Annotated in this window: 23 protein-coding genes; 8 read left to right on the top strand and 15 right to left on the bottom strand. The window is 62.3% G+C overall.

Going from position 1 to position 26,914, the window contains the following annotated elements; genetic code table 11:
• Window positions 1-117: 117 nt before the first annotated feature.
• The 6 genes from AC4CWF_RS14540 to AC4CWF_RS14565 all read right to left on the bottom strand — a co-directional run bounded on the left by AC4CWF_RS14540 (window position 118) and on the right by AC4CWF_RS14565 (window position 7,946).
• Window positions 118-1,251 carry a cell wall hydrolase gene (locus AC4CWF_RS14540; protein WP_491282359.1) on the bottom strand — a complete coding sequence of 378 codons (1,134 nt, stop codon included), beginning with the start codon at window positions 1,249-1,251 and terminating at the stop codon, window positions 118-120.
• Between the two features lie 351 nt (window positions 1,252-1,602).
• Window positions 1,603-3,516 carry a potassium transporter Kup gene (locus AC4CWF_RS14545; protein WP_491282360.1) on the bottom strand — a complete coding sequence of 638 codons (1,914 nt, stop codon included), beginning with the start codon at window positions 3,514-3,516 and terminating at the stop codon, window positions 1,603-1,605.
• A 15-nt stretch (window positions 3,517-3,531) separates the two neighbouring features.
• Window positions 3,532-4,503 carry a magnesium transporter CorA family protein gene (locus tag AC4CWF_RS14550; protein ID WP_491282361.1) on the bottom strand — a complete coding sequence of 324 codons (972 nt, stop codon included), beginning with the start codon at window positions 4,501-4,503 and terminating at the stop codon, window positions 3,532-3,534.
• Between the two features lie 136 nt (window positions 4,504-4,639).
• Window positions 4,640-5,809 (bottom strand): Mrp/NBP35 family ATP-binding protein, encoded by a 1,170-nt coding sequence (locus tag AC4CWF_RS14555; RefSeq protein WP_491282362.1) that lies wholly within the window; start codon window positions 5,807-5,809, stop codon window positions 4,640-4,642.
• A gap of 389 nt (window positions 5,810-6,198) precedes the next feature.
• Window positions 6,199-6,933, bottom strand: a complete 735-nt coding sequence (locus AC4CWF_RS14560) for a helix-turn-helix transcriptional regulator (RefSeq protein WP_491282363.1) — start codon at window positions 6,931-6,933, stop codon at window positions 6,199-6,201.
• A gap of 227 nt (window positions 6,934-7,160) precedes the next feature.
• Window positions 7,161-7,946, bottom strand: a complete 786-nt coding sequence (locus tag AC4CWF_RS14565) for an IclR family transcriptional regulator (RefSeq protein WP_491282364.1) — start codon at window positions 7,944-7,946, stop codon at window positions 7,161-7,163.
• Between the two features lie 169 nt (window positions 7,947-8,115).
• Between AC4CWF_RS14565 and AC4CWF_RS14570 the strand changes: the two genes are divergently transcribed.
• From AC4CWF_RS14570 to AC4CWF_RS14590, 5 genes are all read left to right on the top strand, one after another.
• The gene (locus AC4CWF_RS14570; protein WP_491282365.1) at window positions 8,116-8,889 is read left to right on the top strand and encodes an SDR family NAD(P)-dependent oxidoreductase; all 774 of its coding nucleotides are present in this window, start codon (window positions 8,116-8,118) and stop codon (window positions 8,887-8,889) included.
• Window positions 8,889-9,827 (top strand): 2-dehydro-3-deoxygalactonokinase, encoded by a 939-nt coding sequence (locus AC4CWF_RS14575; RefSeq protein WP_491282366.1) that lies wholly within the window; start codon window positions 8,889-8,891, stop codon window positions 9,825-9,827. Before AC4CWF_RS14570 ends, AC4CWF_RS14575 begins: the two co-directional genes overlap by 1 nt.
• Window positions 9,824-10,462, top strand: coding sequence for a 2-dehydro-3-deoxy-6-phosphogalactonate aldolase (locus tag AC4CWF_RS14580; RefSeq protein ID WP_491282367.1), 639 nt, complete (start codon window positions 9,824-9,826; stop codon window positions 10,460-10,462). The genes AC4CWF_RS14575 and AC4CWF_RS14580 overlap by 4 nt, the downstream gene beginning before the upstream one ends.
• The gene (locus tag AC4CWF_RS14585) at window positions 10,459-11,343 is read left to right on the top strand and encodes an SMP-30/gluconolactonase/LRE family protein (protein WP_491282368.1); all 885 of its coding nucleotides are present in this window, start codon (window positions 10,459-10,461) and stop codon (window positions 11,341-11,343) included. The genes AC4CWF_RS14580 and AC4CWF_RS14585 overlap by 4 nt, the downstream gene beginning before the upstream one ends.
• A gap of 207 nt (window positions 11,344-11,550) precedes the next feature.
• Window positions 11,551-12,171 carry a PRC-barrel domain-containing protein gene (locus AC4CWF_RS14590; protein ID WP_491282369.1) on the top strand — a complete coding sequence of 207 codons (621 nt, stop codon included), beginning with the start codon at window positions 11,551-11,553 and terminating at the stop codon, window positions 12,169-12,171.
• Between the two features lie 119 nt (window positions 12,172-12,290).
• Here the strand turns inward: AC4CWF_RS14590 and AC4CWF_RS14595 are convergent, their stop codons facing one another.
• The gene (locus AC4CWF_RS14595; RefSeq protein WP_491282370.1) at window positions 12,291-13,649 is read right to left on the bottom strand and encodes a putative bifunctional diguanylate cyclase/phosphodiesterase; all 1,359 of its coding nucleotides are present in this window, start codon (window positions 13,647-13,649) and stop codon (window positions 12,291-12,293) included.
• Between the two features lie 97 nt (window positions 13,650-13,746).
• A complete protein-coding gene (locus AC4CWF_RS14600) occupies window positions 13,747-15,444 on the bottom strand; it encodes a response regulator (protein WP_491282371.1) in 1,698 nt (565 codons plus the stop codon).
• A gap of 288 nt (window positions 15,445-15,732) precedes the next feature.
• Between AC4CWF_RS14600 and mutL the strand changes: the two genes are divergently transcribed.
• Both mutL and AC4CWF_RS14610 read left to right on the top strand, forming a co-directional pair.
• Window positions 15,733-17,622 (top strand): DNA mismatch repair endonuclease MutL, encoded by a 1,890-nt coding sequence (gene mutL, locus AC4CWF_RS14605; RefSeq protein ID WP_491282372.1) that lies wholly within the window; start codon window positions 15,733-15,735, stop codon window positions 17,620-17,622.
• A gap of 89 nt (window positions 17,623-17,711) precedes the next feature.
• Entirely contained in the window at window positions 17,712-17,945 is a 234-nt protein-coding gene (locus tag AC4CWF_RS14610) for a DUF2093 domain-containing protein (RefSeq protein WP_491282373.1), read from the top strand.
• A 293-nt stretch (window positions 17,946-18,238) separates the two neighbouring features.
• Here the strand turns inward: AC4CWF_RS14610 and lpxK are convergent, their stop codons facing one another.
• The 6 genes from lpxK to AC4CWF_RS14640 form a co-directional block, all read right to left on the bottom strand.
• Window positions 18,239-19,282: a tetraacyldisaccharide 4'-kinase gene (lpxK, locus tag AC4CWF_RS14615; RefSeq protein ID WP_491282374.1), complete on the bottom strand. Its 1,044-nt coding sequence runs from the start codon at window positions 19,280-19,282 to the stop codon at window positions 18,239-18,241.
• 169 nt (window positions 19,283-19,451) lie between these two features.
• A complete protein-coding gene (locus tag AC4CWF_RS14620) occupies window positions 19,452-20,183 on the bottom strand; it encodes an HAD family hydrolase (RefSeq protein ID WP_491282375.1) in 732 nt (243 codons plus the stop codon).
• Window positions 20,183-21,499, bottom strand: a complete 1,317-nt coding sequence (gene waaA, locus AC4CWF_RS14625; protein WP_491285412.1) for a lipid IV(A) 3-deoxy-D-manno-octulosonic acid transferase — start codon at window positions 21,497-21,499, stop codon at window positions 20,183-20,185. The genes AC4CWF_RS14620 and waaA overlap by 1 nt, the downstream gene beginning before the upstream one ends.
• Before the next feature lie 146 nt (window positions 21,500-21,645).
• The gene (locus AC4CWF_RS14630) at window positions 21,646-21,885 is read right to left on the bottom strand and encodes a DUF4170 domain-containing protein (protein ID WP_491282376.1); all 240 of its coding nucleotides are present in this window, start codon (window positions 21,883-21,885) and stop codon (window positions 21,646-21,648) included.
• 59 nt (window positions 21,886-21,944) lie between these two features.
• A complete protein-coding gene (locus AC4CWF_RS14635) occupies window positions 21,945-22,745 on the bottom strand; it encodes a 3'(2'),5'-bisphosphate nucleotidase CysQ (RefSeq protein ID WP_491282377.1) in 801 nt (266 codons plus the stop codon).
• A gap of 2 nt (window positions 22,746-22,747) precedes the next feature.
• Complete coding sequence (locus AC4CWF_RS14640; protein WP_491282378.1) at window positions 22,748-24,094, bottom strand: TldD/PmbA family protein; 1,347 nt, start codon at window positions 24,092-24,094, stop codon at window positions 22,748-22,750.
• Window positions 24,095-24,198: 104 nt separating this feature from the next.
• Here AC4CWF_RS14640 and AC4CWF_RS14645 point away from each other — a divergent pair, with 104 nt between their 5' ends.
• Window positions 24,199-25,992, top strand: coding sequence for a monovalent cation:proton antiporter-2 (CPA2) family protein (locus AC4CWF_RS14645; RefSeq protein ID WP_491282379.1), 1,794 nt, complete (start codon window positions 24,199-24,201; stop codon window positions 25,990-25,992).
• A 33-nt stretch (window positions 25,993-26,025) separates the two neighbouring features.
• Here AC4CWF_RS14645 and AC4CWF_RS14650 read toward each other — a convergent pair whose 3' ends face one another.
• Entirely contained in the window at window positions 26,026-26,904 is an 879-nt protein-coding gene (locus AC4CWF_RS14650) for a patatin-like phospholipase family protein (protein ID WP_491282380.1), read from the bottom strand.
• Window positions 26,905-26,914: the final 10 nt, after the last annotated feature.

Below are 26,914 nucleotides of genomic sequence, written 5' to 3' on the forward strand. Positions count from 1 at the left end.
GAACCCATAGTCAAGGCAGCACAGGGCGCTCATCCAGAACTAATTTAATGGGGAAATTCAATCGTTTAAGTCACAACCTGATGAAGTCGTGATCGGTTGTTGAGCAAATCACACATTTCAACTCCATCCGCCGCCATAGGTGCGGTAGAAGATGTGCAGGCCGATGCGACCAACCTTCTCCATGCTGCGGGCCCATTTGGGGCGCACATAAACGGCGTGATAATGGGTGGAGGAGCCCACTTCCGGCAGCCAGATCTTGCCCGCCGTGACCGCCAGAGCGACCTCGCGGGCCATTTTCCAGTGGTCTTCGGAGCGGATCCGGTCCTTGATGTCGTCGCAGGCGAAGGAAAACTGGCAACGGTTGCGCCAGTCCTCGTTCTGGTAAACGACGCCGCAGATGGTTTTCGGATAGGCCGGATTGCGCACGCGGTTCAGAATGACCTGGGCGACGGCCGCCTGCCCCTTCACCGATTCGCCACGGGCTTCAAAATAGATGCCTGATGACAGGCACTGCTGTTCGGCGGGCGAAAACACGGCGGCTGGAAGCGCGGTTGCGGCCCAGGCATGATCCTTCGGCCCGATTTCCGGCACGAAGCGCCCTTCCTCCGGTTTTTTGGTGAGAATCGCATCGAACGGCGACTGGCGCGAAAAATCGGGCTTCTGCGGCGCAAATGCGGTGGCCAGAATATCGGCATGGGAATTGGTCACAAGGCCGGCCACCATCGGCGAGAGCGCCGGTTCGCGCGGCGCCTCGTCCTTCTTGCGGAAATAGAAGGCGGCAAGCTTGATGTCGTCCTTCGGCTTTGGCGGCTTGGCAAAGGCCACAAGCTCACCCGGCTTGCCGGGCGGGGAAAGCAGCGAACTCTGCCGCTGCAAGACCGAGCCTGCGGTAAAATCCTTCGGCGGCTGCATCCGCTCCACCGCGATCACCCGGCCGGCCTTGGTGGCGCGGTTGACGCGTGCCTCGTCCGTGGATTGTTCGACATTCTTGGTGGCGCCCGCAAAAGCAATCTTGCGGCCATCGGCCATGGTCATGCCGGCACCGTTTGCCAGCCGCTCCTCGCCTTCGGGAAAAGCAAGTTCTGCCGCATGCAGCGAGCCTGCCGGCGAATCGGTCAGCACCATGCGCCATTGCGTGCCGCTGCGGTCAAAACCGGCGAGCAGGTCTGCCAGATCGCCCTTGGCCGGAAGCGACGGGAAGATCAGCCAGGCGGCAAGACCGAACAGTGCCGGTGATGTCCACCGGTCCATGCGCGTGGATGATCCACGCTTGATAGTTTTGCCACGCACAGCCGCAACTCCAACACGTCAACTGGTATGCGCGAAGGATCTGATATTAACCTAAATGGAGGGTTAACAGCCCGGATGTTCCAGGCTTTGCGGGCTTTTTTCCGGGTGAAGACGCAACCGGCCGGGCCAGCCACTGGGCGTCGTTAAGCATAAGTCGTTGCGAAGGGCTTTCCAGTCTGCTCCAGAATTGCCTTCGGTGCGGCGAAAATGGTGATTTCGAGAACCGGAGCGGAGCGTACTTAACGTACGTGAGCACCGGATAAGCAGAAATCGCCATTTGCAGCCCGCCGAGGGGAATTATGGGGCGGGCTGTCAGATGATGACGTGGGAGCCCAGCTCCACCACCCGGTTTGCCGGCAGGTGGAAATAGTCGGATGGATCGGTTGCGGCATTGGCGAGCGCAATGAACAGGCGGTCCTGCCAGATCGGCATGCCCGATTCGGCATCCGGCACCAGCTTGCGACGGCCGAGGTAGAAGGAGGTCGACATGATGTCGAACTTCAGGCCGCATTTGCGCAGGTAGGCAATGGCCTGGGAGACGTTCTGCGACTGCATGAAGCCGAAGCGCAGCTCGATCAGCGTAAAGCGTTCGGAAAATTTCTCCACATGGAAGCAGTGTTCCTGGGAGACGCGCGGCTTGTTGACCGTCTTGATGGTGAGGATGACGTTCTTTTCATGCAGTACGTGATTGTGCTTCAGATTGTGCATGAGCGCCGCCGGGGCTGATTCCGGATCGCTGGTGAGAAAGATCGCCGTTCCCGGCACGCTGACGGGTGCATGGGCGCTTTTGCCGTTGATCGATTTTTCAATCGAGGCGGCAAAGGCTGCCAGAGGCACATCGGAGCGACGGGTTTTTTCCGCCAGAATTGCCGTGCCGCGCTTCCACGTCCACATGATCACCGTGAAGGCCACCGCCATCATGACAGGCACATAACCGCCGTCATGGATCTTCAGAAGGTTTGCCCCGAGAAAGACCAGTTCCAGCGCCAGAAGCGGCGCCAGTGCCAAAGCTGCCACAATGCGCGGCCAGCGCCAGCGGGCACGGACGAATTCAAAGGCCATCATCGTGGTGACCACCATGGCGCCCGTGACCGAGATGCCATAGGCGGTGGCCAGCGCATCGGAACTTTCAAAGCCCAACACCAGCGCCAGAACACCGATCAAAAGCAGCATATTGACGCCGGGCAGAAAGATCTGGCCGGTATTGGTTTCCGAGGTGAAGAGAATTTCCATGCGCGGCAGGTAACCGAGATGGATCGCCTGGCGCACCAGCGAGAAGGCGCCGGTAATCACCGCCTGGCTGGCGATGATGGTGGCAGCCGTTGCAAGGATCACCACCGGCAGCAGTGCCCAGCTGGGGAACATCAGGTAGAACGGGTTTTCCATAGCTTCCGGATGTTTGAGCACCAGCGCGCCCTGGCCGAGATAATTCAGCGTCAGCGCCGGAAACACCACCACAAACCACGCCCACTGGATGGGCCGGCGGCCGAAATGGCCAAGATCGGCATAAAGCGCTTCAGCCCCGGTGACGGTCAGGAACACGGCACCGAGCACGACCACGCCGACAAAATGTTCGTCCAGCATGAAAGTGACCGCATAAAGCGGATTAAAGGCTTTGAGGATGCTGAGGTCATCGGAAATATGGGCAATGCCGCCGGCGCCCATGACGATGAACCAGACGAGCGTGATCGGCCCGAAAAAACGCGCCACAAGCCCGGTGCCCTGCGACTGGATGGCAAACAGCCCGATGAGAATGACGATGGAAATCGGCAGCACGGCTTCGCTGAGAGCCGGCGTCACCAGTTTCAGACCCTCGACGGCCGATAGAACCGACAGCGCCGGCGTGATCATCGCATCGCCGAGAAAAAGCGCCGCGCCGATGAGGCCGAGCATCATCAGCACCGCCTTGTTGCCGCCGGCCGTCTTCATCAGCATGGCCAGAAGCGACAGCGTGCCGCCTTCGCCGTGGTTATCGGCGCGCAACAAAAACAGCACGTATTTGATCGTGACGATAATCGTCAACGTCCAGATCATCAGCGAGATGATGCCAATGATTTCCCCTTGAGTAACGCCATCGGCAGACACCGGGCGCAGCGCCTCGCGAAAGGCATAAAGCGGGCTCGTGCCGATATCGCCATAAACGACGCCCACGGATCCCAGCGTCAGCGCGAGGAAATGTTTGAGGCTCTTGTTTTCGGAGATGTGGTCGTCAGCTGCGTGTGACATCCGGTTTCCTGGCGCTTAAAGCCAGCCCTTCCAGCGGAAAAAATAAAACGGAACGATGGCAGAGATCAACATGGCAACAAGCGCCATCGGATATCCAAACGTCCAGTCCAGTTCGGGCATTGCGCGAAAATTCATGCCGTAGACTGACGCCACCAGCGTTGGCGGCAGGAAGACCACGGAGGCGATCGAAAAGATCTTGATGATGGAATTCTGCTCGACATTGATGAGGCCGAGCGAGGCATCGAGCAGGAAGGAAATATTGCCGGCGATGAAGGCTGCATGTTCAGACAGCGTCGCGACATCCTTGGCCACCGTGCCGCAGAGAGAACCGACCTTGCCGTCATCATGAACGGCCGGCACGTTGAGGATGAAGGACAAAAGCCGCGACAACGAGCCGAGACTATCGCGCACCTTGCCGACGAGACGATGACATTCGGCAATTTCGGCCAGCTTGCGCTCGAGGAATTTTGGCGGCCGGCGCCCGTCACCGGCGCGAAAGATATCCCCGGACAGGCGATCGAGGCGGGCCACCACGGTCTCGATGATTTCGGCGGTGCGGTCGGCGATGGTTTCGACAAGATGCGCCAGAAGCAGCCGTCCGTCGCAGGCCTCGTCCGGTGCGCGCCCGAGCGCTGCAATGAACAGATTGAAGGATTTTGGCTCGGCATAACGCACCGTCACCAGCCGGTTGCCGGTGAGGATGAAGGCGACATCGGTCAGCTGCGGATCGCGCGTATCGGCCTTCAGCACGAGCGAAGCCGTCATGTAGACCGCATCCTTCTCGATGTAGAGGCGGCTGGACGGCTCGATGTCCTTCAGGTCGTCGCGGGTCGGCACGTCGATACCAAGCAGGTCTTCCACATGCCGGTCTTCCTCGCGCGAGGGCGCAACGAGATCGATCCAGACGATATCGGAAGGCAAGGCAGCCGCGGACATATCCGGGGCAAGCACCGTATGGGAGCCATTGGCACGATAGGCATTGATCAAGCAGCGTCTCCGCGCCGGCGCCCGATCGACCGACACAATTGAACGTAAAGGGCCAACATGCAGTTCCCCCGTCCCAAGCGAGACGGGCGTATAAGACCAGTCACTGATGAATGCAAGCGAAACGAATCGGAACGTGTCAGTCGAAGACGATCGCCGGTGCCGGGCGCGGCTTCATGCCCGTCAATTCCTGGACAACGCGAGTGGCGATATCGCGGTAGATTTTTGCCGAAGCGCCGTCAGGATCGGACACGACAACCGGTGTTCCCGCATCCGAGCGTTCGCGGATATCCATGGTGAGCGGCACTTCACCGAGGAAGGGCACGCCGATGCGGTTGGCTTCCGCCTGCGCGCCGCCATGGCCAAAGATATCGTAGCGCGCGCCGGTATCGGGGGCGAGGAAATAGCTCATGTTTTCGACGATGCCGAGCAGCGGCACCTCCACCTTGCGGAACATGGCAATGCCCTTGCGGGCATCGATGAGGGCGAGATCCTGCGGCGTGGAGACGATGACGGCACCGGCCAGCGGCACCTGCTGGGCAAGCGTCAATTGCGCATCGCCGGTGCCGGGGGGCATGTCGACGAAGAGCACGTCCAACTCTCCCCAGGCGACTTCGCGCAGCATCTGCAGGATGGCCGACTGCACCATGGGACCGCGCCAGATCATCGCAGCCTCTTCATCCACCAGAAAACCCATGGACATGGTTTTCAGGCCATAATTTTCCATCGGCACGATGATGCGGTTCTCGATCTGCTGCGGGCGTCCGGAAATCTTCAAAAGACGCGGCACGGAAGGGCCGTAGATATCGGCATCGAGCAGGCCGACCTTCAGGCCGTTTGCCATCATGGCGAGCGCCAGATTGACGGCCGTGGTGGATTTGCCGACGCCGCCCTTGCCGGAGGCCACCGCAATGATGGCACCGACGCCGGGGACGCCGGCTTTTTGCGGACGCTGCGGCTGCGCCGGGCCAGCGGCCTGCGGTGCGTGGGAATGGCCACCGTGCGAATGGGGCGCCGGCTGCGGCCTGGGTGGCGCGGCTGCGGGCGCGGCACCGGCCTTGCGGTCTGCCGTCAGCGTCACCAGCGCACCGCGGACGCCGTCGATGGCGGTCACGGTTTTTTCAGCGGCAATCCTTAGCGGTTCCAGTTCCTTGGCGCGCTCGGCCGGCACGGTGATGGAGAAATAGACCTTGCCATCGGCGATGAAGACATCCGACACCATGTTGCGCGACACGATATCGCCTTCCAGATCCGGTCCGCGCACGCGCGACAGCGCTGCAAGCACGATATCCTTGGTCACATCCGCCATGTCAAACTCCCTTGCCCCGTGCATCAACGCCAGCGCCCTTCCCGTGCAAGATCTTCGGGTCTTGCGGGATGTCTGGCGCGGCTCATCCGGTCGGACTTATAGGTGGTGCATCCGGGCGCGGGCAACAAGTATTAAAGCCGCCGCCTGAAGCCTGCCGCAGTCATGATCGACGCGCGAAGCTCAGACGACGGCTTTTGTTGAATGCGCCTCTTGGGACGCTTTTTTCAGTCCCCTCTGGACCTGCCGGAGAGGATGCAGGATGCATGCCAGTTGGAAAACCGGGCTATTCCGCCCCTAGGAGGCAAAAATATCCGCCTGGAAGCAGGTTTGGCGGACGGCCATGATTAAAAGATAAGCCGCGATGAACAGAAGGCCGCCTGAACTGCCTCTCAGGCGATCAATTTCATCCGCAATGCCTTGGCAACCGCCTGCGTACGGTTCACCGCATCGAGCTTCTTCGTGGCGCGATTGAGATAATGGTTAACCGTATGTTCCGACAAGGTCAGGATCTCGGCGATTTCGGCACTTGTCTTGCCGGCAGAGGTCCAGTTGAGGCAATCGATCTCGCGGTCGCTCAATTGCTCGGCCACCTTGATGTCGATATCGCGGATCTCAGCCAGGCGCTGATAGACATGCACCGACAGATAAAGAAGCTCCACCATCTGCTGCACGGTAAACATCACGCCGTCGCCGCAGAAGCCAACAGTGCCTCGCTTGCCGGCGGCATCATGCACGGGAAAAAATGCGCCGCCGCTCATGCCGAAGCGTTGAAACAATTCGCAGGAGACCATGTCGCCGCCCCGCGCCAGCGCGATCTCCGCCATCGTATAGGTCACCGGCAGCGTGGCACTGCGCAGGCGCTGCAGAATGGGGCTTGTCTGCAAAAGGCCCGCCTGATCGAAATTCGACATCAGCTCGGAGGGCCAGTTGGTGATGATCGTATTGCCGGAAAGCTCCAGCGTTGTCGTGGAGGGCAGTTCGCAGACGATGAACATGCGGCATCCGTAACTTTCGGTGATGCGGCGCATGAAGCGGAAAATATCGAATTGCGTTTGAAGGGACTTCAGTTCCGCCACGCGGGCGGCCACGGAATAGGTGGCATCGAAGCTTTCGGTCTTATCCATCTTGCATGACAATCTTGGTTAGAGCGTCCCCGACGCACCCACCGATTGCCCGATGTTCAGGCGTCAGGAAAGCTTCGAGGTGACATCGAGCCGGCAACCAACAGGCCGGTCTTGCGTAGATGCCATCATGGCCGCAATCATCATGCCGCAATCATGCCATGATTGGTTGTACTTGACAAACACTCAGTTCCGGATTTCGAGAGTTTTCGTAAAATTCGTCGATTTTTTCAGCGCCGCGGGCCAAGCCGACCGGCGATATCGGCGACAATGGCGCTGGCCGCCCTGCAGACCGGCTCGGCCCAGGCGTCTAATTGCTCTGACCCTGCCCGAAAAGCCGGCGCGGTGACCGAGACGCCGCCGAGAATTCCCGCCGCCGGCGCGTGAATGGCGGCAGCCACGCAACGAATGCCCGGCTGATGTTCCTCCAGATCGAAGGCAAAACCGCGGGCGCGGATATTTGCGATATCCTCCATAAGGTCTGCCGCACGGACAAGCGTTCCCGGTGTATAGGAATGGAAGACCATGCGCGCGCAACGCGCAGTGAGATCCGCATCATCAAGACAGGAGAGCGCGGCCTTGCCGACGCCGGTGCAATAGGCGGGCGCGGAATTGCCGACCTGCGAATGCATGCGCACCGCCTGCCGGCTTTCGATCTTGTCGAGATAGACGATCTCGCAGTCGCGCAGCACGCCGAGATGCACCGTCTCGCCGGTTATCTCATGCAGCCGCGTCAGATGCGGCTCGGCCACCAGGCGAAAGGAATTGCGCGCCCAGGCGCGGGAGGCAAATTGCAGCAGGCGCAGGCCCGGCGTGTAGACGCCATCCGGCGACAGGTCGATCAATCCCTCCAGCACCAGATGCCGCAATTGCCGGTGCAGGCTGCCGCGCGGCTGGCCGGTGAGCTTTAAAAGATCGGTAAAGCGCGGCGGGTTTTCCGCGCGTGCCACCAGATCCAGCAGTGCCACCGCCTTGCCGAGCGTACCCGTTTCGCCAGCGGCACTTTGCGCATCCACGTCCGCGGCGTCGGGGCCATGAGGATCTGACGATGATTGAGGCAATGGACAGTCCCCGCCCGTTGAGGAGGATCGGCCGCAAAGGCGGCTTGACACGTCCGCCGGTTTATTCTCTTTATTCCATTTAGTCAAACTCAGTTCCATATAATGGAACAACAGGAATATATCCTTGAGCCCTTCGCCCTCCTTCCGCTTTGCTGATCTTGAAGACCGTGGCGTGCTGATCACCGGCGGCGGTTCGGGCATTGGCGCCGCCTTCACCCGCGCCTTTGCCCGTCAGGGTGCCCGCGTCGCCTTCATCGACCGGGCGGATGAGCCGAGCGAAGCGCTGGTCAAGGAGCTTGACCGCGACAGCCGCCATCCGGTGACCTATCTCAACGCCGACCTGCGCGACATGAGCGCCGTTGAAGCAGCGGTTAAGGCGGCAGCCGATCGCTGTGGCGGGCTGGGTGTTCTCGTCAACAATGCCGGCTGGGACGACCGCCACGAGTTGTTGGACGTGACGGAAGAGTATTGGGACGACAACCAGGCGATCAACATCAAGCAGATGTTTTTTGCCGCCAAGGCCGCCGCTCCCCATCTGAAGGCCGATGGCAACGGCGCCATCGTCAACCTGTCGTCCATCGCCTTTATGCTCAACATGGGCAGCCTGCCGAGTTATGCGACGGCGAAAGCCGGCATTCTCGGGCTGACGAAAAGCCTTGCAGGACGGCTGGGGCCGGACAATATCCGCGTCAACGCCATCCTGCCCGGCATGGTGGTGACGGAGCGGCAGAAGGAATTGTGGCTGACAGACGAAAGCATCAGCGCGATGATCGATCGCCAGTGCCTGAAACGCAGCCTGATGGCGGAAGACATGGTGGGGCCATGCCTGTTTCTCGCCTCCACCGCATCCGCCGGCATGACGGCGCAATGGCTGACCGTAGATGGAGGAACTCTCTGATGGCTGAGGCCACCTATATCGCCGTGGACTGGGGCACCAGCAGTTTCAGGCTCTGGCTGATGGATGCCGGACATAATATTCTGGCCGAACGCCGCAGCGGCGAAGGCATGACGACGGCCGCCGAAACCGGCTTTGCCACGGTGCTCGACGCGCATCTGGCCGCCGTCTCCGCCCCCGAAAACGCACCCGTCATCATCTGCGGCATGGCCGGCGCCCGTCAAGGCTGGGTGGAGGCCGGTTATGCCGATGCCCCTGCCCCGCTCTCCTCGGTGCTGGAAGGCGCTGTCACCGTTCCCGGCCAGACCCGCGACATCCGCATCCTGCCGGGCATTGCCCAGCGCGCAGCGGACGCACCAGACGTGATGCGCGGCGAGGAAACCCAGTTGCTCGGGGCCCTCGGCACCGCATCTTCAGGCAAGCAGCTGGTCTGCATGCCCGGCACCCATTCGAAATGGGTGAACGTCGAAGACAGCCGCGTGACGAGCTTTGCCTCCTTCATGACCGGCGAAGTGTTTGATGTGTTGTCGAAACAGTCGATCCTGAAACATGCGGTGGCCGGTGCCGAAGGATTTGACGGGTCGCATCCGGCCTTTCTGGGCGCGATCAAACGGGCAGTCTCCGCCCCTGCCATGGTCACCAACCTCATCTTCACCGCCCGTTCCGGCCAGCTTCTGAACGGCCTTGATGCGACAAGTGCGGCCGCGCGCCTTTCCGGCACGCTGATCGGCACGGAAATCGCCGGCGGCCTGCTTGCAGCCGGCGGCTCCGTCGAGACGATCCAGCTGGTGGCATCCGGCCGCCTGCAGGGCCTTTACGAGGCCGCTTTCGAGGCACTTGGCCTTGGCTACCAAACGGTGGATGCCGATCTTGCCGTGCGTAACGGCCTTGGCGCCGCCGCCCAAACCCTTTTCTTCTCCGATGCAAGGATGCCCGCATGACCCGCGTTCCCTTTCCCCCGATGCAGCGGCCGCTGGTCGCAATCCTTCGCGGCCTGAAGCCGGAAGAAACACAAGCCGTTGTTGGCGGCCTGATCGAGGTGGGCTTTACCGCCATCGAGATCCCGCTGAATTCGCCTGATCCGTTCCGCTCCATCGAGATCGCGGCAAAACTTGCGCCGGCCGATTGCCTGATCGGCGCCGGCACGGTGCTGACCGTCGAGGATGTCGCCTCGCTTGATGCCGCCGGCGGACGGCTGATGGTGAGCCCCAATGTCGAACCGGCGGTGATTTCCCTTGCCGCCCAAAAGGGCATGGTGACGCTTCCCGGCTGCTTTACCGCAACCGAAGCGCTGGCCGCCGCGCGTGCCGGTGCCACGGGCCTCAAATTTTTCCCCGCAAGCGTGCTTGGTCCGTCGGGCATCAATGCCATTCGCACCGTGCTGCCGAAGGATCTCGTCATCGCGGCCGTTGGCGGCGTCTCGGATGCCAATTTCGCCGACTATATCAAGGGCGGTATCACCGCCTTCGGCCTCGGCTCCAGCCTCTACAAGCCGGGCATGACGCTTGCCGAGGTGGTGGGCAAGGCCATGATGACCATCGAGGCCTATGACCGGGCCATGGAGGCGCACGCATGACGCAGGTGGTCGATTTCAAAGGCACGGTTCTCTCCTCGCATGGCCTGGAACTCGGCGAAGGCCCGACCTATGATGCGGCCACCGACACGCTCTGGTGGTTCAACATTCTCGGACGCGAACTGCATGAATTGAACGTCACGAACGGAGCTGCCCGCGTGCATGCGCTGCCGTTTCGCGCCAGCGTTCTCGCCCGCATCGATGCCGGACGCCAGCTGCTGGCATCCGAAAAGGGCCTTTTCATCCGCGACGTCGCAACCGGCGAGTTGATACCCTACCGCGAGCTGGAACCGGCCCATATGGGCACCCGGTCCAATGATGGCAGGGTTCACCCCTGCGGCGCGCTGTGGATCGGCACCATGGGCCTGAAGGCCGAAGATGGCGCAGGCTCCATCTATCACGTGGCCAAGGGCGTCATCACAAGGATGTTTGCCGGTGTCAGCATCCCCAATTCCATCTGCTTTTCGCCGGATGGCGCGACCGGTTATTACACCGATACCCGCATCGGCAAGATCATGCGCGTGCCGCTCGATGCAGCAACGGGCCTTCCCGCCGGCAAAGCCGAGGTTTTTGTCGAAAGCGGCCCCGCCGGCGGACCGGATGGCTCCGTCTGCGACAGCGAGGGCAATGTCTGGAACGCCCGCTGGGGCGCATCGGCCGTGGATTGCTACCGCCCCGACGGCAGCCATGCGGCGCGTTATGCGCTACCGACAAGCCGCACCTCCTGCCCCGCCTTCTTCGGCAAGGAATTTGGCCGCATCGCCGTGACTACCGCCTATGAAGGCGCAAGCGAAGCCGAACGCGCCGCCGATAAGCAGGCCGGCTTCCTCTTCGATCTCGGCATCACCGTGAAGGGACGCGAGGAACCGGCCTACCTGCTCTAGCGGGCGCCGGCGAAGGCCGAACGAAAAAGAGCCCGCGAAGGCTGGCGCAAACAAAGATCAGGCGAAAACGTTCCCGCGTTTTCGCCTATTTTTTTGGCATATGCCTCCGGAACCATCCGCTACCCCATGCATTCTCTCCTCGAACCGGCGCAACGAGCCAACAGTTTGAAGCGCCAGAGACAAACAGATTACAAAGGTAGGTACGATATGAAGAAGACCCTTAGCACCATGGCAGCCGCTGCCGTACTGATGGCCTCCACAGCAGTCGCACCCGCGCTTGCTCAGACCGCCACCCCGGCTTCGCCGGCCGCTCCGGCCACCCAGTCCGGTACGACGACGACGGCACCTGCCGCCGGCACGACCGGTACGACGTCCGCCGCAGGCGCTGGCATGACCGGCGAATATCTGACCGAACAGGCTCAGAACCAGATCAGCGCCAATGACTACATCGGCAAGTCGATCTACAATGGCGAAGACAAGAGCATCGGCAGCGTGACCGACCTCATTCTCGAAGAAAACGGCGGCATTGTCGCAGCGGTGGTCGGCGTCGGTGGCTTCCTCGGCATGGGCCAGAAGGACGTCGCGGTCCCCATGGACAAGATCACGGTGACCCGTGAAGCCGACAGCAACGACATTCGTCTGACGACGACCGAAACGGCTGACGCGCTGAAGGCCGCACCGGAATTCAAGACGCTTGACGATCAGGATACGGCTGCAACATCCGGCACGATGGATGGAACCACCACGTCCTCGACCGGTGGCGCTGCAACGACCACGGCGCCTGCTGCAGGCGGTGCCACAACCCCGTCGACGACCACCCAGCCGTAATCTTTTACGGCGGGTCCCGGAACGAGGGACGCATTGCTTTTGAAGGCGAAACGGATCAGGGCGGCACGCAGGTGTCGCCCTTTTTCGTGCGTGATGTTCGCGTGTTGCAGCACAACAGGTCAGGCGGTTTCGCTGAGGGTGCCGGGGTCGCGAAAATGTTGCTGGAGATACCGCTGCGTGGCGACGGCATCGACGGGCCGTCCGTAATAATAACCCTGCCCCATGGCGCAGCCGAGCCCCTTCAGCTTTTCCGCATCCGCCCGCTCTTCGATGCCTTCGGCCACCACTTCAAGATCAAGCCCGTCGCACATGGCGATGATTGCCTTGACGATATGTTCGGAGGCCCGGTCCGTGGTGATGCGGGAGATGAAAGCGCGATCGATCTTCACCTTGTCGAAGGCAAAATCGCGCAGCCGCCCAAGGCTCGACTGGCCGGTGCCAAAGTCATCCAGCGAAATGCGCACCCCCGCCTGGCGAAGATCGGCAATGATCTGTTCGGCGGTATCGGCAGAGGTCATGACGGCCGTTTCAGTGATCTCCAGCTCCAGCCGGGCAGGATCGAGCCCGACGCGTGACAGTGTGTTGAGGATGGCACCCGCCGTGCCCGTATCCATTAGCTGCGCGGAAGACAGGTTGAACGACAGGAACAGCTCGCGCGGCCACGACAGTGCTGCCTCCGCCGCCTTGCGCAAAAGTGCATGCGAGAGGGCATCGATAAAGCCGCGTTCTTCGGCAAGCGGTACGAAAACGGCAGGCGATACGAAACCGAGATCCGCATCGTTCCAGCGGGCAAGCGCCTCGAAACCGACGACACAGGCATCGCGAATGCGCACGATCGGCTGGAAATGCACCTCCACGGCGTCTGCGATGATGGCATTGCGCAACGCCTGTTCCAGCTGCGTCGAGCGCTTCATCTCCTGGGCAATCTCGCGCGAATAAACGGTGATCTGGCCGCGGCCCCGACGCTTGGAGCGATAAAGCGCCGTTTCAGCGCTTTTCAGCAATTCCTCGAATTCGGCACCGGCAAAGGGATAAACGGCAAAGCCGAGCGAGGCCGAGAGGCGCACATTGCGATCGCCAAGATCATAGGGTGCCGACAGCACGTCCTTGATCATCTGCCCCAGCCGTTCGGCGCTGTGTTTTTCAAACACCAGCGGCAGCAGAACGGCAAACTCGTCGCCCTCGTGGCGGGTCACCGTCGCGCCGTCGGGAATGCAGGCCTTCAGGCGATAGGCCACCTGGCAGAGGATCTCGTCGCCGGCTTCAGAGCCGAACAGGTCGTTGATCGGCTTGAAGCCATCAAGGTTGACGATGCCGATGGTGAAGGGGGCGGGATCATCGGCGCGTTCGGCGGCAATCAGGCGCACCTTGTCGCGCAACCGGTAGCGATTGCCAAGCCCCGTCAGGGGATCACGGTATGCCATCGCCTGCAGTTCGTTCTGACTGACGTCTGGCAACGGATCGCCCGCCGACTTCATAAACCCGTGCCCCGTTGAGATTTCTGGCCTTGGCGCACAATGCTGGCGAAAGATTAATAAAACATGGCAGCACGACTGTGGGTATTGTAGCCCGCGCCTAACGCAACCCGTCGCGCCGTCGCTTCCCCGGGCTCTCGTCGCCGAGATAACGGCGAAACTTTTCCTCCAGCACGTCGGGGCTGAGCGGCTTCATCACCACGTCGTTCATGCCGGCGGCCCAGCAGGCATCGCGGTCTCCCTCGACAGCAGGCGACAGCACGCCGATGATCGGCACCGTGCCGGCCACCGTTTCCATTTCGCGGATCGCCGAGGCTGCCTCAAAGCCGTTGAGGCGCGGAAGCGTGATGTCCATGAGGACGATGCGCGGCTGGAGATCGCGAAACAGCCGCACCGCCTCCTCGCCATCGGCGGCAATCGCGTAACGATAGCCGAGCCCTTCCAGGATCTGGGAAAAGACGATCTGGTTGACGCCGTTATCCTCCGCCACCAGCACATCGACGGGCATGGCCGAGGAAATCTGCCACTGCTCATCCGCCACCGGCTGTGCCGGCGGGGGATTGCGGAAACGACGCAGCACGGACGGGATCAGTTCGCGCGCGACCTGAAACCCTTCCAGCACCAGCACGTCGATGCCGCAGGCTTGTGCTGCTTCCAGGCAGGCGAAATCCATGCCGGCATCCACCACCACCAGATCGACCACCACCTGCCTTTGGCGGGTGATATCGAGCACGGCGGCAAGCTCACGACCGTTGCGGGCAGCGGTGGCATCAAAACCGGCGCGCAGCAGGAGCGAGACGCCTTCCTCTTCCACCGCGCCGTTATCCGTCACAAGAAGAACGCGGCGCCCGGCCATGTCCACCGGTGGCGTGACCTCCGCCGCCTGCCCCTCCGATTTTGGCCGGCGCATGTCCGAGACGATAAAATCGACACCCTCGAGACCGGCGAAATTCCATTCCGGCTGCTCGCCATTCGCCAGCAACTCGGCCACATCCTCCATGACAGTCACGACGTAATACCGCCCCGGCTTGCCGACACGGAATTTGCGCATGAGATAACAGGACGGTGGTTCCTCCGGCAGAATGATCTGGATACCGATGGAAAACGGCACGCCGGTCTCCAGAACCTGGCGGTTGGCGGCGTCGATATGGGCTGCCGGATCCGCAGCATGCAGCTCATCGGCCCTGCGACCGAGAATTTCATCCGCCGGGCGGCAATAGAGCCGTTCTGCCGCCTTGTTGACGGCCACGCAGAGGAGATTGCGATCGCGCACCATCACCGGAAAGGGCAGAGAATCGAGGATCTCTTCCGTCAGTTGCACCCGCTCAAGGTCCGTGCGCCATTGGTCCTCGCGCCGGCGCAGTTCGGAGACATCGCGCAGGATGCAGGTGCCGTAACCGGATGGCAGGCGCCGCCGCGTGAGGCTCATCCAGCGGTCGGCATCCCGGCGCACCACGGTTTCCGAACGCTCGCGCCAGAGGGCGGCAATCTCGCCGGCGATCCAGTCCTCGCGGCTGATGCGGCGGCGCTCCCCGCTGCTGGTCACGTCGCCCTTCAGGCCGGCTTCCGGATCCGCGCTGTAGCCGCCCTTGTCGTAGATGCGGCCCAGCACATCGCGAAGCCGCGTGCCGGGCTGCGGTGCGGCCGACAGTGCCGGCAGGAAACCGACGACCTGCGGGCTTGCAAACACAATGGTGTCATCGCGATCATAGATCAGGAAGGCTCCCGACATCGCATCGGCGATCAGTTCCATCAGCGCGGTGGCGGCAAGCCCCTCCATCTTCACGGTCTCAATCATCGCAGAACCGTTCGCATGGTCCGGGCGGCTCCCGCCCGGGGGAGCCGGCTTTCGTCCGCTGCCGGTTGCATCGCTTCCTGTCCTGTCTTTGCACCCGCTTTGTCATACGGGTTCGCTCGTCTGCGCCCAACAGATACGCCGCTTCGACTGGCGCAAGGTCGTGCGGCGCGGTATCCTGTTGCAAACGATAGCCGATTTGGCGTTAAGTTGCGCTTAACGCTACGATCTGCGGGGGACAAAGCGACAGGCCGGCTTTTCCCGGACCGGAAAATCCTGGAAAATAATGCGATGTCCGTCAAACAGCTTCCCGAAACGCTCATCAACCAGATCGCCGCAGGCGAAGTGATCGAGCGTCCCGCCAGCGCCGCCAAGGAGCTGATCGAAAACGCCATCGATGCCGGCGCGACCCGTGTGGAAATCGCCACCGCCGGTGGTGGCAAAAGCCTGATCCGCATCACCGACAATGGCAGCGGCATGGACGCCGATGACTTGAGCCTTGCGGTGCGCCGCCACTGCACGTCAAAGATTTCCGAAACGCTCGACGATATCCGCACGCTCGGTTTTCGCGGCGAGGCGTTGCCGTCCATCGGCTCGGTCGCCAAACTCTCCATCACCAGCCGGCGTGCCGGTTCGGCCACGGGCGTCGAGATCGCGCTTGCCGGCGGCAAGCTGACGCCGGTGCGCCCGGCCGCCGCCAATATCGGCACCGTTGTGGAGGTGCGCGACATCTTTTTTGCGACCCCTGCCCGGCTCAAATTCCTGAAGACGGAAAAGGCAGAAGCCGGCGCCATCACCGAAGTGGTGAAGCGCATGGCAATCGCCTTTCCGCATGTGCGTTTCGTGCTCTCTGGCTCCGACCGCTCGACGCTGGAATTTCCAGCCTCGCCCGGCGATCCTTTGTCCCGCATGGCGCAGGTTCTGGGCGCGGAGTTCAAGGACAATGCCATCGAGATCGACGCTCAGCGCGAAGATGTCGGCCTCACCGGTTTTGCCGGCGTGCCGACCTTCAACCGGGGCAATTCGGCGCATCAATATGCCTTCGTCAACGGACGCCCGGTGCAGGACAAGCTGATCCTGTCCGCCATCCGCGGCGCCTATGCCGAAACCATTCCGTCCGGCCGTTATCCGGTGGCGGTGCTGTCGATCACGCTCGATCCGGCGCTTGTGGATGTCAATGTGCATCCGGCCAAGGCCGACGTGCGCTTTCGCGATCCGGGCCTCGTGCGTGGCCTGATCGTCGGAGCGCTGCGCCAGGCCTTGGCACGCGAGGGCGACCGGGCGGCAACGACCGGGACCGATGGCCTGATGCGCGCGTTTCGTCCAGGCTTTGGCGGCGCGCCCCCAACGGAGACCGCCACTTCGCAGGCAGGCGGTTCATCAGGCTATTTCACCGGCCACCGCAGCGGCAATGTCGGCTGGACGCAGGCTGCCTCGCCGTTTCGGCCGATGACGATTGCCGAGCGGGCATCTGCCGGGTTTTTTGGCGAGCGGGGACAGGCAGGTTTTGCGGCGATGATGACGCCGAGCGCCCGCGCCGATGCCATGGCCGACGCCACGCCGCCGGGCGCATTGCCCGGTGCGCCAGACCCCGCCACGCAGTTCCGGCTGGGGGCAGCGCGCGCGCAACTGCATGAAAATTACATTGTCGCCCAGACCGATACCGGCCTTGTCATCGTCGACCAGCATGCCGCCCATGAACGGCTGGTCTTCGAGGCGATGCGCAAGGCGCTGGAAAAGGACCGCCTGCCTTCGCAGGTTCTGCTGATCCCCGAAATCGTCGATCTGCCGGAAGAGGAATGCGACCGGCTGATTGCGCATGCGCCGCAGCTGGAAAAGCTCGGGCTGGCGCTGGAGCGGTTCGGTCCCGACGCCGTTGCCGTGCGCGAAACACCGGCCATGCTCGGTGCCGTCGATGCGGCAGGCCTGGTGCGCGATCTCGCCGATGAAATCGGCGAATGGAATACGTCGGATGGCCTCAAAAGCCGGCTGGAGCATGTGGCCGCCACCATGGCCTGCCATGGTTCGGTGCGCTCCGGCCGCAGGCTTCGCCCGGAAGAGATGAATGCGCTGCTGCGCGAGATGGAGGCGACCCCCGGCTCCGGCCAGTGCAACCATGGGCGCCCGACCTATATCGAGCTAAAACTCAACGACATCGAGCGCCTGTTCGGCCGCAGCTGATTTTTTAAACACGCCCAGCCCGCCGGGTCTGGCCAAGGGGCGGCGTGCGGGGGTAGATGAAACCAATGAATTTACGCAGGAGACGACCGATGAACCGTTTTGAAGGCGGCAGCCACCGCGAGGCAAAAATCCGCTATCTCGACGGCGATTTCCAGATCCTGTCGGCCGGCGCCTATGTGACCTGCGCCATGACCGGTGCGCAGATCCCGGTCGACGAGCTGCGCTACTGGAGCGTCGCCCGCCAGGAACCCTATGCCGATGCCGCATCGTCGCTCGAAGCCGACAAAAGGGCGGGCATATTGCCGAACCAGAGCCGCGGGTAGTTTTTTTGGGGGCCGGCTTGCGGCTCTATAGCCGCCGAGTATGCCGCTTAGCCCCCCTCTGCCCTGCCGGGCATCTCCCCCACAGGTGGGGAGATCAGATGGGGCAAACGCCCAACTTCCTCGATATCAACCAAGTTTCTCGGTAGCATTAAGGGCAGCACACCTCTGCAATGGTAGCCCCGACGGCAGCGCCACGCTAATCTCCCCACCTGTGGGGGAGATGCCCGGCAGGGCAGAGGGGGCAGACCGCGAATTGCGCGGTGTCTTTTGAGCGCACCCGCACAGACGTGACGTCAGCCCCGTCCGCTTTTTTCCCGCAACACCCGCTCCCGGCCATGAGCAATCGCCTCGTCGATCATCTGCCCCGGCACATGGGGATCGTCGAACACCATATCGACCTCCACCACCCGCAGCCGATCCAGCAGCGTTTTCGCCGCCCCCGGACGCCCGGCAAGGCGCACGGCATCTTTTGACGTGGTGACGATCAGCAGATTTTGCTCCTCCGCCTCGCGCATAAGATCCGCCGCTTCCGCATCCGAAAAAGCATGGTGGTCGGCAAAAGAGCGCTCGACGGCAATCTCCCCGCCAATAGACTTCACTGTGCGATAGAATTTCTGCGGATCGGCAATGCCGGCGAAGGCCAGCACGCGCTTGCTGGCAATCTCCGGATCAGGACGCGGCACAAGGCTTGCCATGCGAAGCGGTTTTCCGGCGCGCGCCGCCCGGCGCACCACCGCATCGGCGCCGGTGCCATTGCCGACCTTCATCAGCGTCGACATCTGGCGGATCTGTTCGGAAAGCGGCGCACGCAGCGGTCCTGACGGGAGGACATGGCCATTGCCCACGCCGCGCACGGAATCGATGACGACAAGGGCGAAATCGAGCACCAGGCGGGCGCTTTGAAAACCGTCATCCATGATGATGAGGTCGCAGCCTTCCGCCACGAGCCTTTGCGCCCCTTCAAACCGCTTGCGGGAAATCACCGTCAGTGCCTCGCGCGCCAGAAGCAGTGGCTCGTCACCCACGGCATCGGCACCGTGCAGCTTCGGATCCACCACCGTCGTCACGGAAAGCGTGCCACCATAACCGCGACTGAGAAAGCCGGGCGTGAGCCCTTTCGCCTTGGCCGCTCGGGCAAGGGCAATGGCTGTCGGTGTCTTGCCGGCGCCGCCGACGGTGAAATTGCCGACGCAAAGCACAGGCACGGGAACGCTCGGCCGCTGCGTGCGGGCCATGCGCCGGCCGGCAATGCGCCCATAAAGGACAGAGAGCGGCCACAGGCCACAGGCACGCCAGTTCGCCCGTGTCCACCAGAAGGAAGGCGCCTCAGAAACCATCTTTGTCCTCTTTGCCGCCGGCAGCTAGAGCAATTCCAGCAAAAGTGCGAAGCGGTTTTGCGTCCGGATTTGCGTGAAAACAAGCAGATAGAGCATTAAAGGCGACTCCATTTTCGCCGGAAATGCTCTATCCTGCCGGACGCTCGCACAAGATCAGGCCAGGCAACGCTCAGGCCGGCTCACCCTGCGGCAGCAGCGTTTCAAGCCCGGTAATATCGGCCAGCACATGGTCGGCAGCCGCTGCCAGCGTTTCCGGCGAGCCGGTGCCTGTGAGAACCGCGACTTTCAGCCCGGCACCGGCCGCCGCGCCCATGTGCAGGTCGTGATTGTTGTCGCCAATCATCGCCACCTCGAACGGTTCAAGGCCAACAGCCTTGCAGAAGCCAAGCACCATGCCCGGCTCCGGCTTGCAGCCATGGCCGCTGTCATAACCGCAGATGAAATCCAGATGATCGAGAAAGCCGAAACGTCGTGCCGTCTCGCGGATCGAGCGTTCGTTATCGCTGGAGGCGACGCCGAGGCGAAAGCCACGAGCGCGAAGGCGGCCGAAATAGGCGCTAAGATCGGTGACCGCGACGGAAAAATCCGAGGCGCGCACGAAAAGATCATCCAGCGCCACGGTGAGCGGCCCAACGGCAAGCGGTGAGCCGGCCTTCACGAAACCGGCAGCGATCTCTGCGGCGGTTCCGGCGGCAAACAGGCTGTCGGCCCTGGTCAATCCGGTCACCGGGTCCATGCCGCAGGCGATCAGCAACCGGTTTTCCAGATCCTCGCCACCGCCATCGGCGGCAAGTCTTGCCGCCTGCCGGTTTACCGGGCCCCAGCTTTCGTCATAACGCAACAGCGTGCCGTCCTTGTCGAACAGCAGGCCCTTGATGGTGGAAAGGGAGGGCGTATCCATCAGCCAGCGGTTCCGGCAGGGCGCAGCCGTGCGGTGACGGTCAGCGGGTTGAGATAGGGTTCCAGCGCCTTGATCGTGGTGGAGAGCGCACCGCGCATATCCTGCACCGCCTCATGGCCGCAATCGATCATCTTCTGACGGGCGGGGTCATTGGTCATCAGATAATGCACAGCTTTCGCCAGCATTTCGGTATCGCGCACCATGCGCGCCCCGCCACGCCGGATCACCTGCTGATAGGTCTCGCGAAAATTCTGCACATTGGGGCCGGTCAGCACCGCGCAGCCGAGCATGGCGGATTCAAGCGGGTTCTGGCCGCCTTCGGCCGTCAGCGAACGGCCGACAAAGGAAATGTCGGTGAGGCGCAGGTAAAGCCCCATTTCACCGATCGTATCGCCCAGAAAGACATCGGTTTCCGGCGTGATGCGGTCGTTGCGGCTGCGGCGGGCAACGACAAGCCCCTGCCCGGTCAACATCGCCTCGATCGCGTCGGCGCGTTCGGGATGGCGCGGCACGAGAACGGTCAGCTGCCCGTTGCGCGGCTTCAACGCCCGGTGAACGAAGGCGGCCGCCTCGTCCTCGCCCTCGAATGTGCAGATGGCAGCCCAGGTCTTGCGGGTGCCGATCTCGGCAACGTAACGTTCCAGCACGGCCTCATCGACCGGTGGCGGGTCGGTATCACCCTTCAGATTGCCGGAAATGACCACCGGCCAGGCACCGAGATCGCGAAAGCGTTCGGCATCGAGGTCGGAGCGGGCCACCACCAGCGCAAGCTTGCCGAACAACAGTTCGGCAATCGCCGAGCGGCTGCTCCAGCGCTCGAAGGAGCGATCGGAAATACGGGCATTGACCCGGATCTGCGGGATATTGCGCCGCGTCAGTTCCGCCATGGTCGTCGGCCAGATTTCCGATTCCGCCGTAATCGCCGCATCGGGACGCCAATAGGCGATGAAGCGTTTGATCGGAAACTTGACGTCCAGCGGTACATACTGGTGGATCACCTCGTCGCCGAGGCGTTTGTGACTAAGCTCGGCCGACGTCACCGTGCCGGTGGTCAGGAGAACATGGATGTCCCGGCGCCGCAGCTCGCGGATGAGCGGAATGACGGCAATGGTTTCGCCCACACTTGCCGCATGAACCCAGATCAACGGGCCGCGCGGACGCGCAATGCTGGCATAACCGAAACGTTCCAGACGGCGCTGGCGCTCTTCCTTGCCCTTGATGGCCCGGTAGGCAAGATAGGATGAAGCCAGGGGATATGCGCAGATACCGGCCATGCGGTATCCGAGCAAGGCCATGCGCGCCAAGCCGTTGCTCAATGCCATCGCCCCTTTATGCTTGCCATCCGCACCATCCCCGGTCGCAGCCCTTGTTTTTTGCACATTGGCCCATGCCTGACAAATGCGTCGAAAACACAGCTGTCGATTGCCTTAAGAGGCGGGCGGACCGCCGCATGGTCGATGGATCAGCCCTTGGAATCGGGGTCCAGCAGACGGTGCATGTGAACGATGAAATAGCGCATGTGCGCATTGTCAACGGTCATCTGCGCCTTGCTTTTCCAGGCTTCCAGGGCGCTTGCATAATCGGGATAGATACCGACGATGTCGAGGGCCGCCAGATCCTTGAAATCAAGGCCCTTGAGGCTTTCCAGCTCACCGCCGAAAACCAGGTGTAGGAGTTGTTTCTTGCCGCTCTGCTCGGTCATTTTCTACCTCGTCTTTTCGTCTCCCCGTCCCTTCCTCCTGCGGCATTCGAGGGCAAAGGTCAACCCGAGGCAAGGCCGGCGACCAAGCTTTCCAGAACATGTTCCGCCCCGCCGCAGAGCACACCCTGCGTAACAGCCTGCCGGTTGTAGATGAGGCGATGGCCATCAAGATCGACAAGCCGCCCGCCGGCCCGCTCCAGGATGATGTCGGCAGCCGCCAGATCCCATTCATGGCTGTTGCGCTTCACCACTGTGCCATCGATCCGCCCATCGGCGACCATGGCAAGCCGGTAGGCAAGCGAGGGCACGTGGCGGATGCGGTTGAGCGTCTGGCGAAAATCGGGCGCAAACTGGCCGAGCATGTCTTCGGCCACTGCGATCTGGCGAAGCGCGCCTGGATTTTCGGCAGACACGGAAATCGGCACGCCGTTCTTCAGCGCCGGCCCATTCACGCAGGCGCAAAATTCCTCCTGCAGCGCAGGCGCATACAGAACGCCCGCCACCGGCTTGCCGCGATGGACCACCGCAACACTGACGCACCAGGTCTTTTCGCCGTTGATGAAGGCGCGCGTGCCATCGATCGGATCGACCACGAACAGCGTGTCGCGCGACAAACGCTGCGCATCGTCATCCGTCTCTTCCGACAGCCATCCATAACCGGGGCGACTCCCAAGAAGCAGCGTCTGCAGCCGGTCATTGGAGGCAAAATCGGCAGCACTCACCGGCGAGCGCCCCTCGTTCTTCCACCAGACTTCCGGTGAACGGCCAAAATAGCCAAGCGCGATATCGCCCGCCTCGCGGGCTGCCTTACGGATCAGCGCCAGATCGTCGTCAAAGGTCTGCTCTGCGTCATGGTTCAAGATCAGCGCCCCGCCAGTGTCATGCCTTCAATCGCAATCGTCGGTGCGGCAACGCCATATTTGCGGTCGATGTCGCTGGCCGGCGTCAGCCGCATGAACATGTCCTTGAGATTGGAGGCGATGGTGACTTCGGAAACGGGAAAGGCCAGTTCGCCATTCTCGATCCAGAAGCCGGTGGCGCCACGGCTGTATTCGCCCGTCAGCATGTTGACGCCCTGCCCGATGAGTTCGGTGACGTAAAGCCCGGTGCCGATGCTGGCGATGAGGTCTTCCGGCGAGATATCGCCCGGCTCCAGCGCCAGATTGGTCGACCCCGGCGAGACAGAAGTGCCGCCGCGCACGCCGCGCCCGTTGGTGGAAAGGCCAAGTTCCCGGCCGGTCGAGGTGGACAGGAACCAGTGGTTCAGCACGCCGTCCTCGATCATCGAAAGCTTGGCACCCGATACGCCCTCGCCATCGAAGGGGCGCGAGGAGGAACCGCGCACGATCATCGGATCGTCGGTGATCGACAGCCCCGATTTCAGCACCTGCTGGCCCATCTTGTCGCGCAGGAAGCTGGTCTTGCGGGCAACCGATGCGCCGTTGATGGCGCCGGCGATATGGCCGACAAAGCCGCGTGCGATGCGCGGATCAAATATGACGGTGACATTGCTGCCCGTATCCACCTGGCGCGGGTTGACGCGCTTGACCGTGCGTTCACCGGCGCGTTTGCCGATCAGTTCGGGAGAGGCAAGGTCTGCGGCATAAAGGCGGCTGTCGAAATCATAGTCGCGCTCCATCTTTGTGCCTTCGCCGGCAATGACGCTGACGGAGCGGCTGAAGCGGCTGGCCATATAGCTGCCGGAAAAGCCGTGCGAGGTGACGAGCACCAGCCCGCCGGCACCAGCCGATGCGCCGGAACCGGACGAATTGCTGATGCCGGGCACGCCAAGGGCTGCCTCTTCCATGGCAAGGGCTGCCTGCGTCAGTTCCTCCGTCGACATCTCGGTCGGATCAAACAGCTCGAGATCGGGATAGGCGCGAGCCAGATCCGCCTCGTCGGCAAGGCAGGCGTAAGGGTCATCCGGCGAGACGCGCGCCATCGCAACGGCGCGTTCGGCAAGGGCTGCAAGATCAAAGCCCGGATTGGCCGAGACGCTGGCGACGCGCTTTCCGACAAACACCCTCAGCGAAAAATCGTCGCTTTCGGAGGCTTCCGTCCCCTCCACCTTGCCAAGGCGAACGCTGACGGAACGGGAGCGGGAGCGCACGATGACCGCATCGGCCTGATCGGCGCCTGCCTTGCGTGCAAGATCGACAAGCTCGCCTGCACGAGACAGCAGCGCGTTTTGGCCATTTTCAGAGGACATGGGAAACCCTTTCATTCCCGTTCCATGTATTGTGGACTAAAGGATGCATCAAGGGCGGCGGGGCGATTCTTGTTCCCAATGCCGAAACGACCCCGCGAGGTTTCATGGCAAGTGCAGATCCCCTGTTTACCGAAACGCTGCTGCTGCTGGGCGGCGCGGTGCTGGCCGCACCAATTTTCAAGAAGCTCGGGCTTGGCACGGTGCTCGGATATCTGGCGGCGGGCATCGTCATCGGACCCATCCTGCAGCTGATTGCAGATCCCGAAGAGGTGCTGCATGTCTCCGAACTCGGCGTCGTTTTCCTGCTCTTCATCATCGGGCTGGAGTTGAAACCCTCGCGCCTGTGGCAGATGCGCGGCGATATTTTTATCCTCGGCACCGCGCAGGTGTTGTTGAGCGGTCTGGCGCTGACGGGACTTGCCTGGGCAACCGGCATTGCCAGCTGGCAGGGTTCGGTGATTGCAGGCTTTGGCCTTGCCCTCTCCTCCACAGCCTTCGCCCTGCAGATCCTCAACGATGCCGGCGATACGAATTCCGCTTATGGGCGACGCGCCTTTTCGGTCCTGCTGTTCCAGGATCTGGCCATCGTGCCGCTTCTGGCGCTGGTCACGCTGCTGCGATCGGGACCGGGTGCTGAAGAAAGCTCGTTCCTCACCGATTTTGCCGTGGCCGCCGGCGCCGTCATCGGCATGGTTCTGGCCGGTCGTTACCTGCTGACACCGCTGTTTCAGGTGATTGCCCGCACCGGCGCGCGTGAGGTGATGTTGGCTGCAGCGCTTCTGGTGGTGCTGGGATCGGCTCTTCTCATGCAGCTTGCCGGGCTATCCATGGCCTTGGGCGCGTTTCTCGCCGGCATCATGCTGGCCGAATCCTCCTATCGCCATGAGCTTGAGGCTGATATCGAGCCATTTCGCGGGCTGCTGCTCGCCATGTTCTTCATGGCGGTCGGCCTGTCGCTCGATCTTGAGGCCATTCTCGCCAATCTGGCGCTGATCCTCATCGGCGTGCCGCTGTTCATGGCCGCAAAGGGGCTTATCCTTTATATCCTCTGCCGTATCGGCGGCTCCAGCCGCGAAGATGCCGCAAGCATTGCAGTGCTTCTGCCGCAGGGTGGCGAATTCGGTTTCGTGCTGTTTACAACGGCGGTTGCCGCCGGCCTTCTGTCGCCGGCCACCGCTTCGCTGCTGATTGCCAGCGTCACCCTGTCGATGGCGCTCACCCCCCTCGGTTCGGCCATTGCCAAGCGTTTCCTCGTGCGTGAACAGGGCCGCGAGGAAATGCCGGAGGATTTTGAGGGCGCGGGCTCCGACGTGCTGATGGTGGGCTTTTCGCGTTTTGGCCAGATCGCAGCGCAGATCCTGCTTGCCGGCGGTCGCGACGTCACCGTCATCGACGATTCGCCCGACCGTATCCGCCAGGCGGCGACCTTCGGTTTCCGCATCTATTTCGGTGACGGCACGCGGCGCGAGGTGCTGATGGCAGCCGGCATCGAGCGGGCCAAGATCGTTGCCGTCTGCACCCAGAAACGCGAGGTGACAGACCACATCGTTGACCTCATCCGCGCCGAGTTTCCGGAAGTGCGGCTGTTCGTGCGCTCCTATGACCGCATCCACACGATCTCGCTGCGCGCCCGCGAGGTGGAATACGAACTGCGCGAGACGCTGGAATCCGGGCTTCTGTTCGGGCAAAAGACGCTGGAGGCACTTGGCACATCGGAATCGGAAACGAGCGAGATCGGTGACGACATTCGCCGGCGCGACGAGGAGCGGTTGCAGATCCAGGCGGCGCAAGGCATTTCCGCCGGCGCCCATATGCTGCACACGCGCCCGGTTCGCCCGGAACCGCTGACCAAGCCGAAACGCGCCACCACCGTGACGGAAGAGCCGGAAAACGTTTAGGCCGGGACATGCCCGGCGCCAATCCCGAGCGAATCAGGTGCGGGCAACGGCGAGCAGGCCTTCCAGCCCGCGCTTCAGCTCGTCCTTGATCGGCGTGGATTCCTCGAGGATTTCGTGGGCTTTGAGAAAATCCATCACCCCGAAGCGGTTGACGGAGGGGCGCAGGAAAAGATGCGGCGGATGCAGCTTCATCTTCAAGGCAATGGCCGCCTGCATCATCAGCTGGCTTGCCCCGAACACGCTGTCGATCCTGTTCGGCGCATGGGTTCCGTCGCCCTCGGGGGCGCCCACCACATCGACGCCAATGACGATGTCTGCGTTTTCCATGACATGTTCATAAGGGATCGGATTGAACACGCCGCCATCGATCATCACCCGGCCATGGATCATGACCGGCATGAAGAGGCCGGGAATGGCAGCCGAGGCGGCAATCGCCGTGCGAAGGTCGCCCTCTTCCAGGATCACCTCCGACTGGCCGTAATAATCGGTGACGGCGATTTTCAACGGGATTTTCAGGCCTTCGAAATCCGCCGGGATTTCCGGCGGCAGAAATGCCTCAAGGATGCGCTCCAGATTGAAATGGCCCAGCCGAAAGCCGCCCACCACATCGCGCATGCTGGAAGGCCCGAGCGACCACAGGCGGTTCAACACGGCGGAACGGTTGCCGACGGTTTCGAGCGTATAATCGCGGATGGCAGCGCCTGACAGGCCGGCGGCCATGCCGGCGCCAAAAATGGCCCCGATGGAGGAGCCGGCAATCGCCACGGGCACGATGCCCATCTCGTCCAGCGCCTCGATGACGGCGATATGGGCAATGCCGCGCGCACCGCCGCCGCCAAAGGCCACCGCCACCCGTGGCATGCCGCCGTGAAGCGACAGGCCGTGTTCGGGAAGCGAGAGCTTCGTCGTCATGGGTCCGTCC

The sequence above is a fragment of the Neorhizobium sp. PAMB6630 genome, assembly GCF_058242775.1.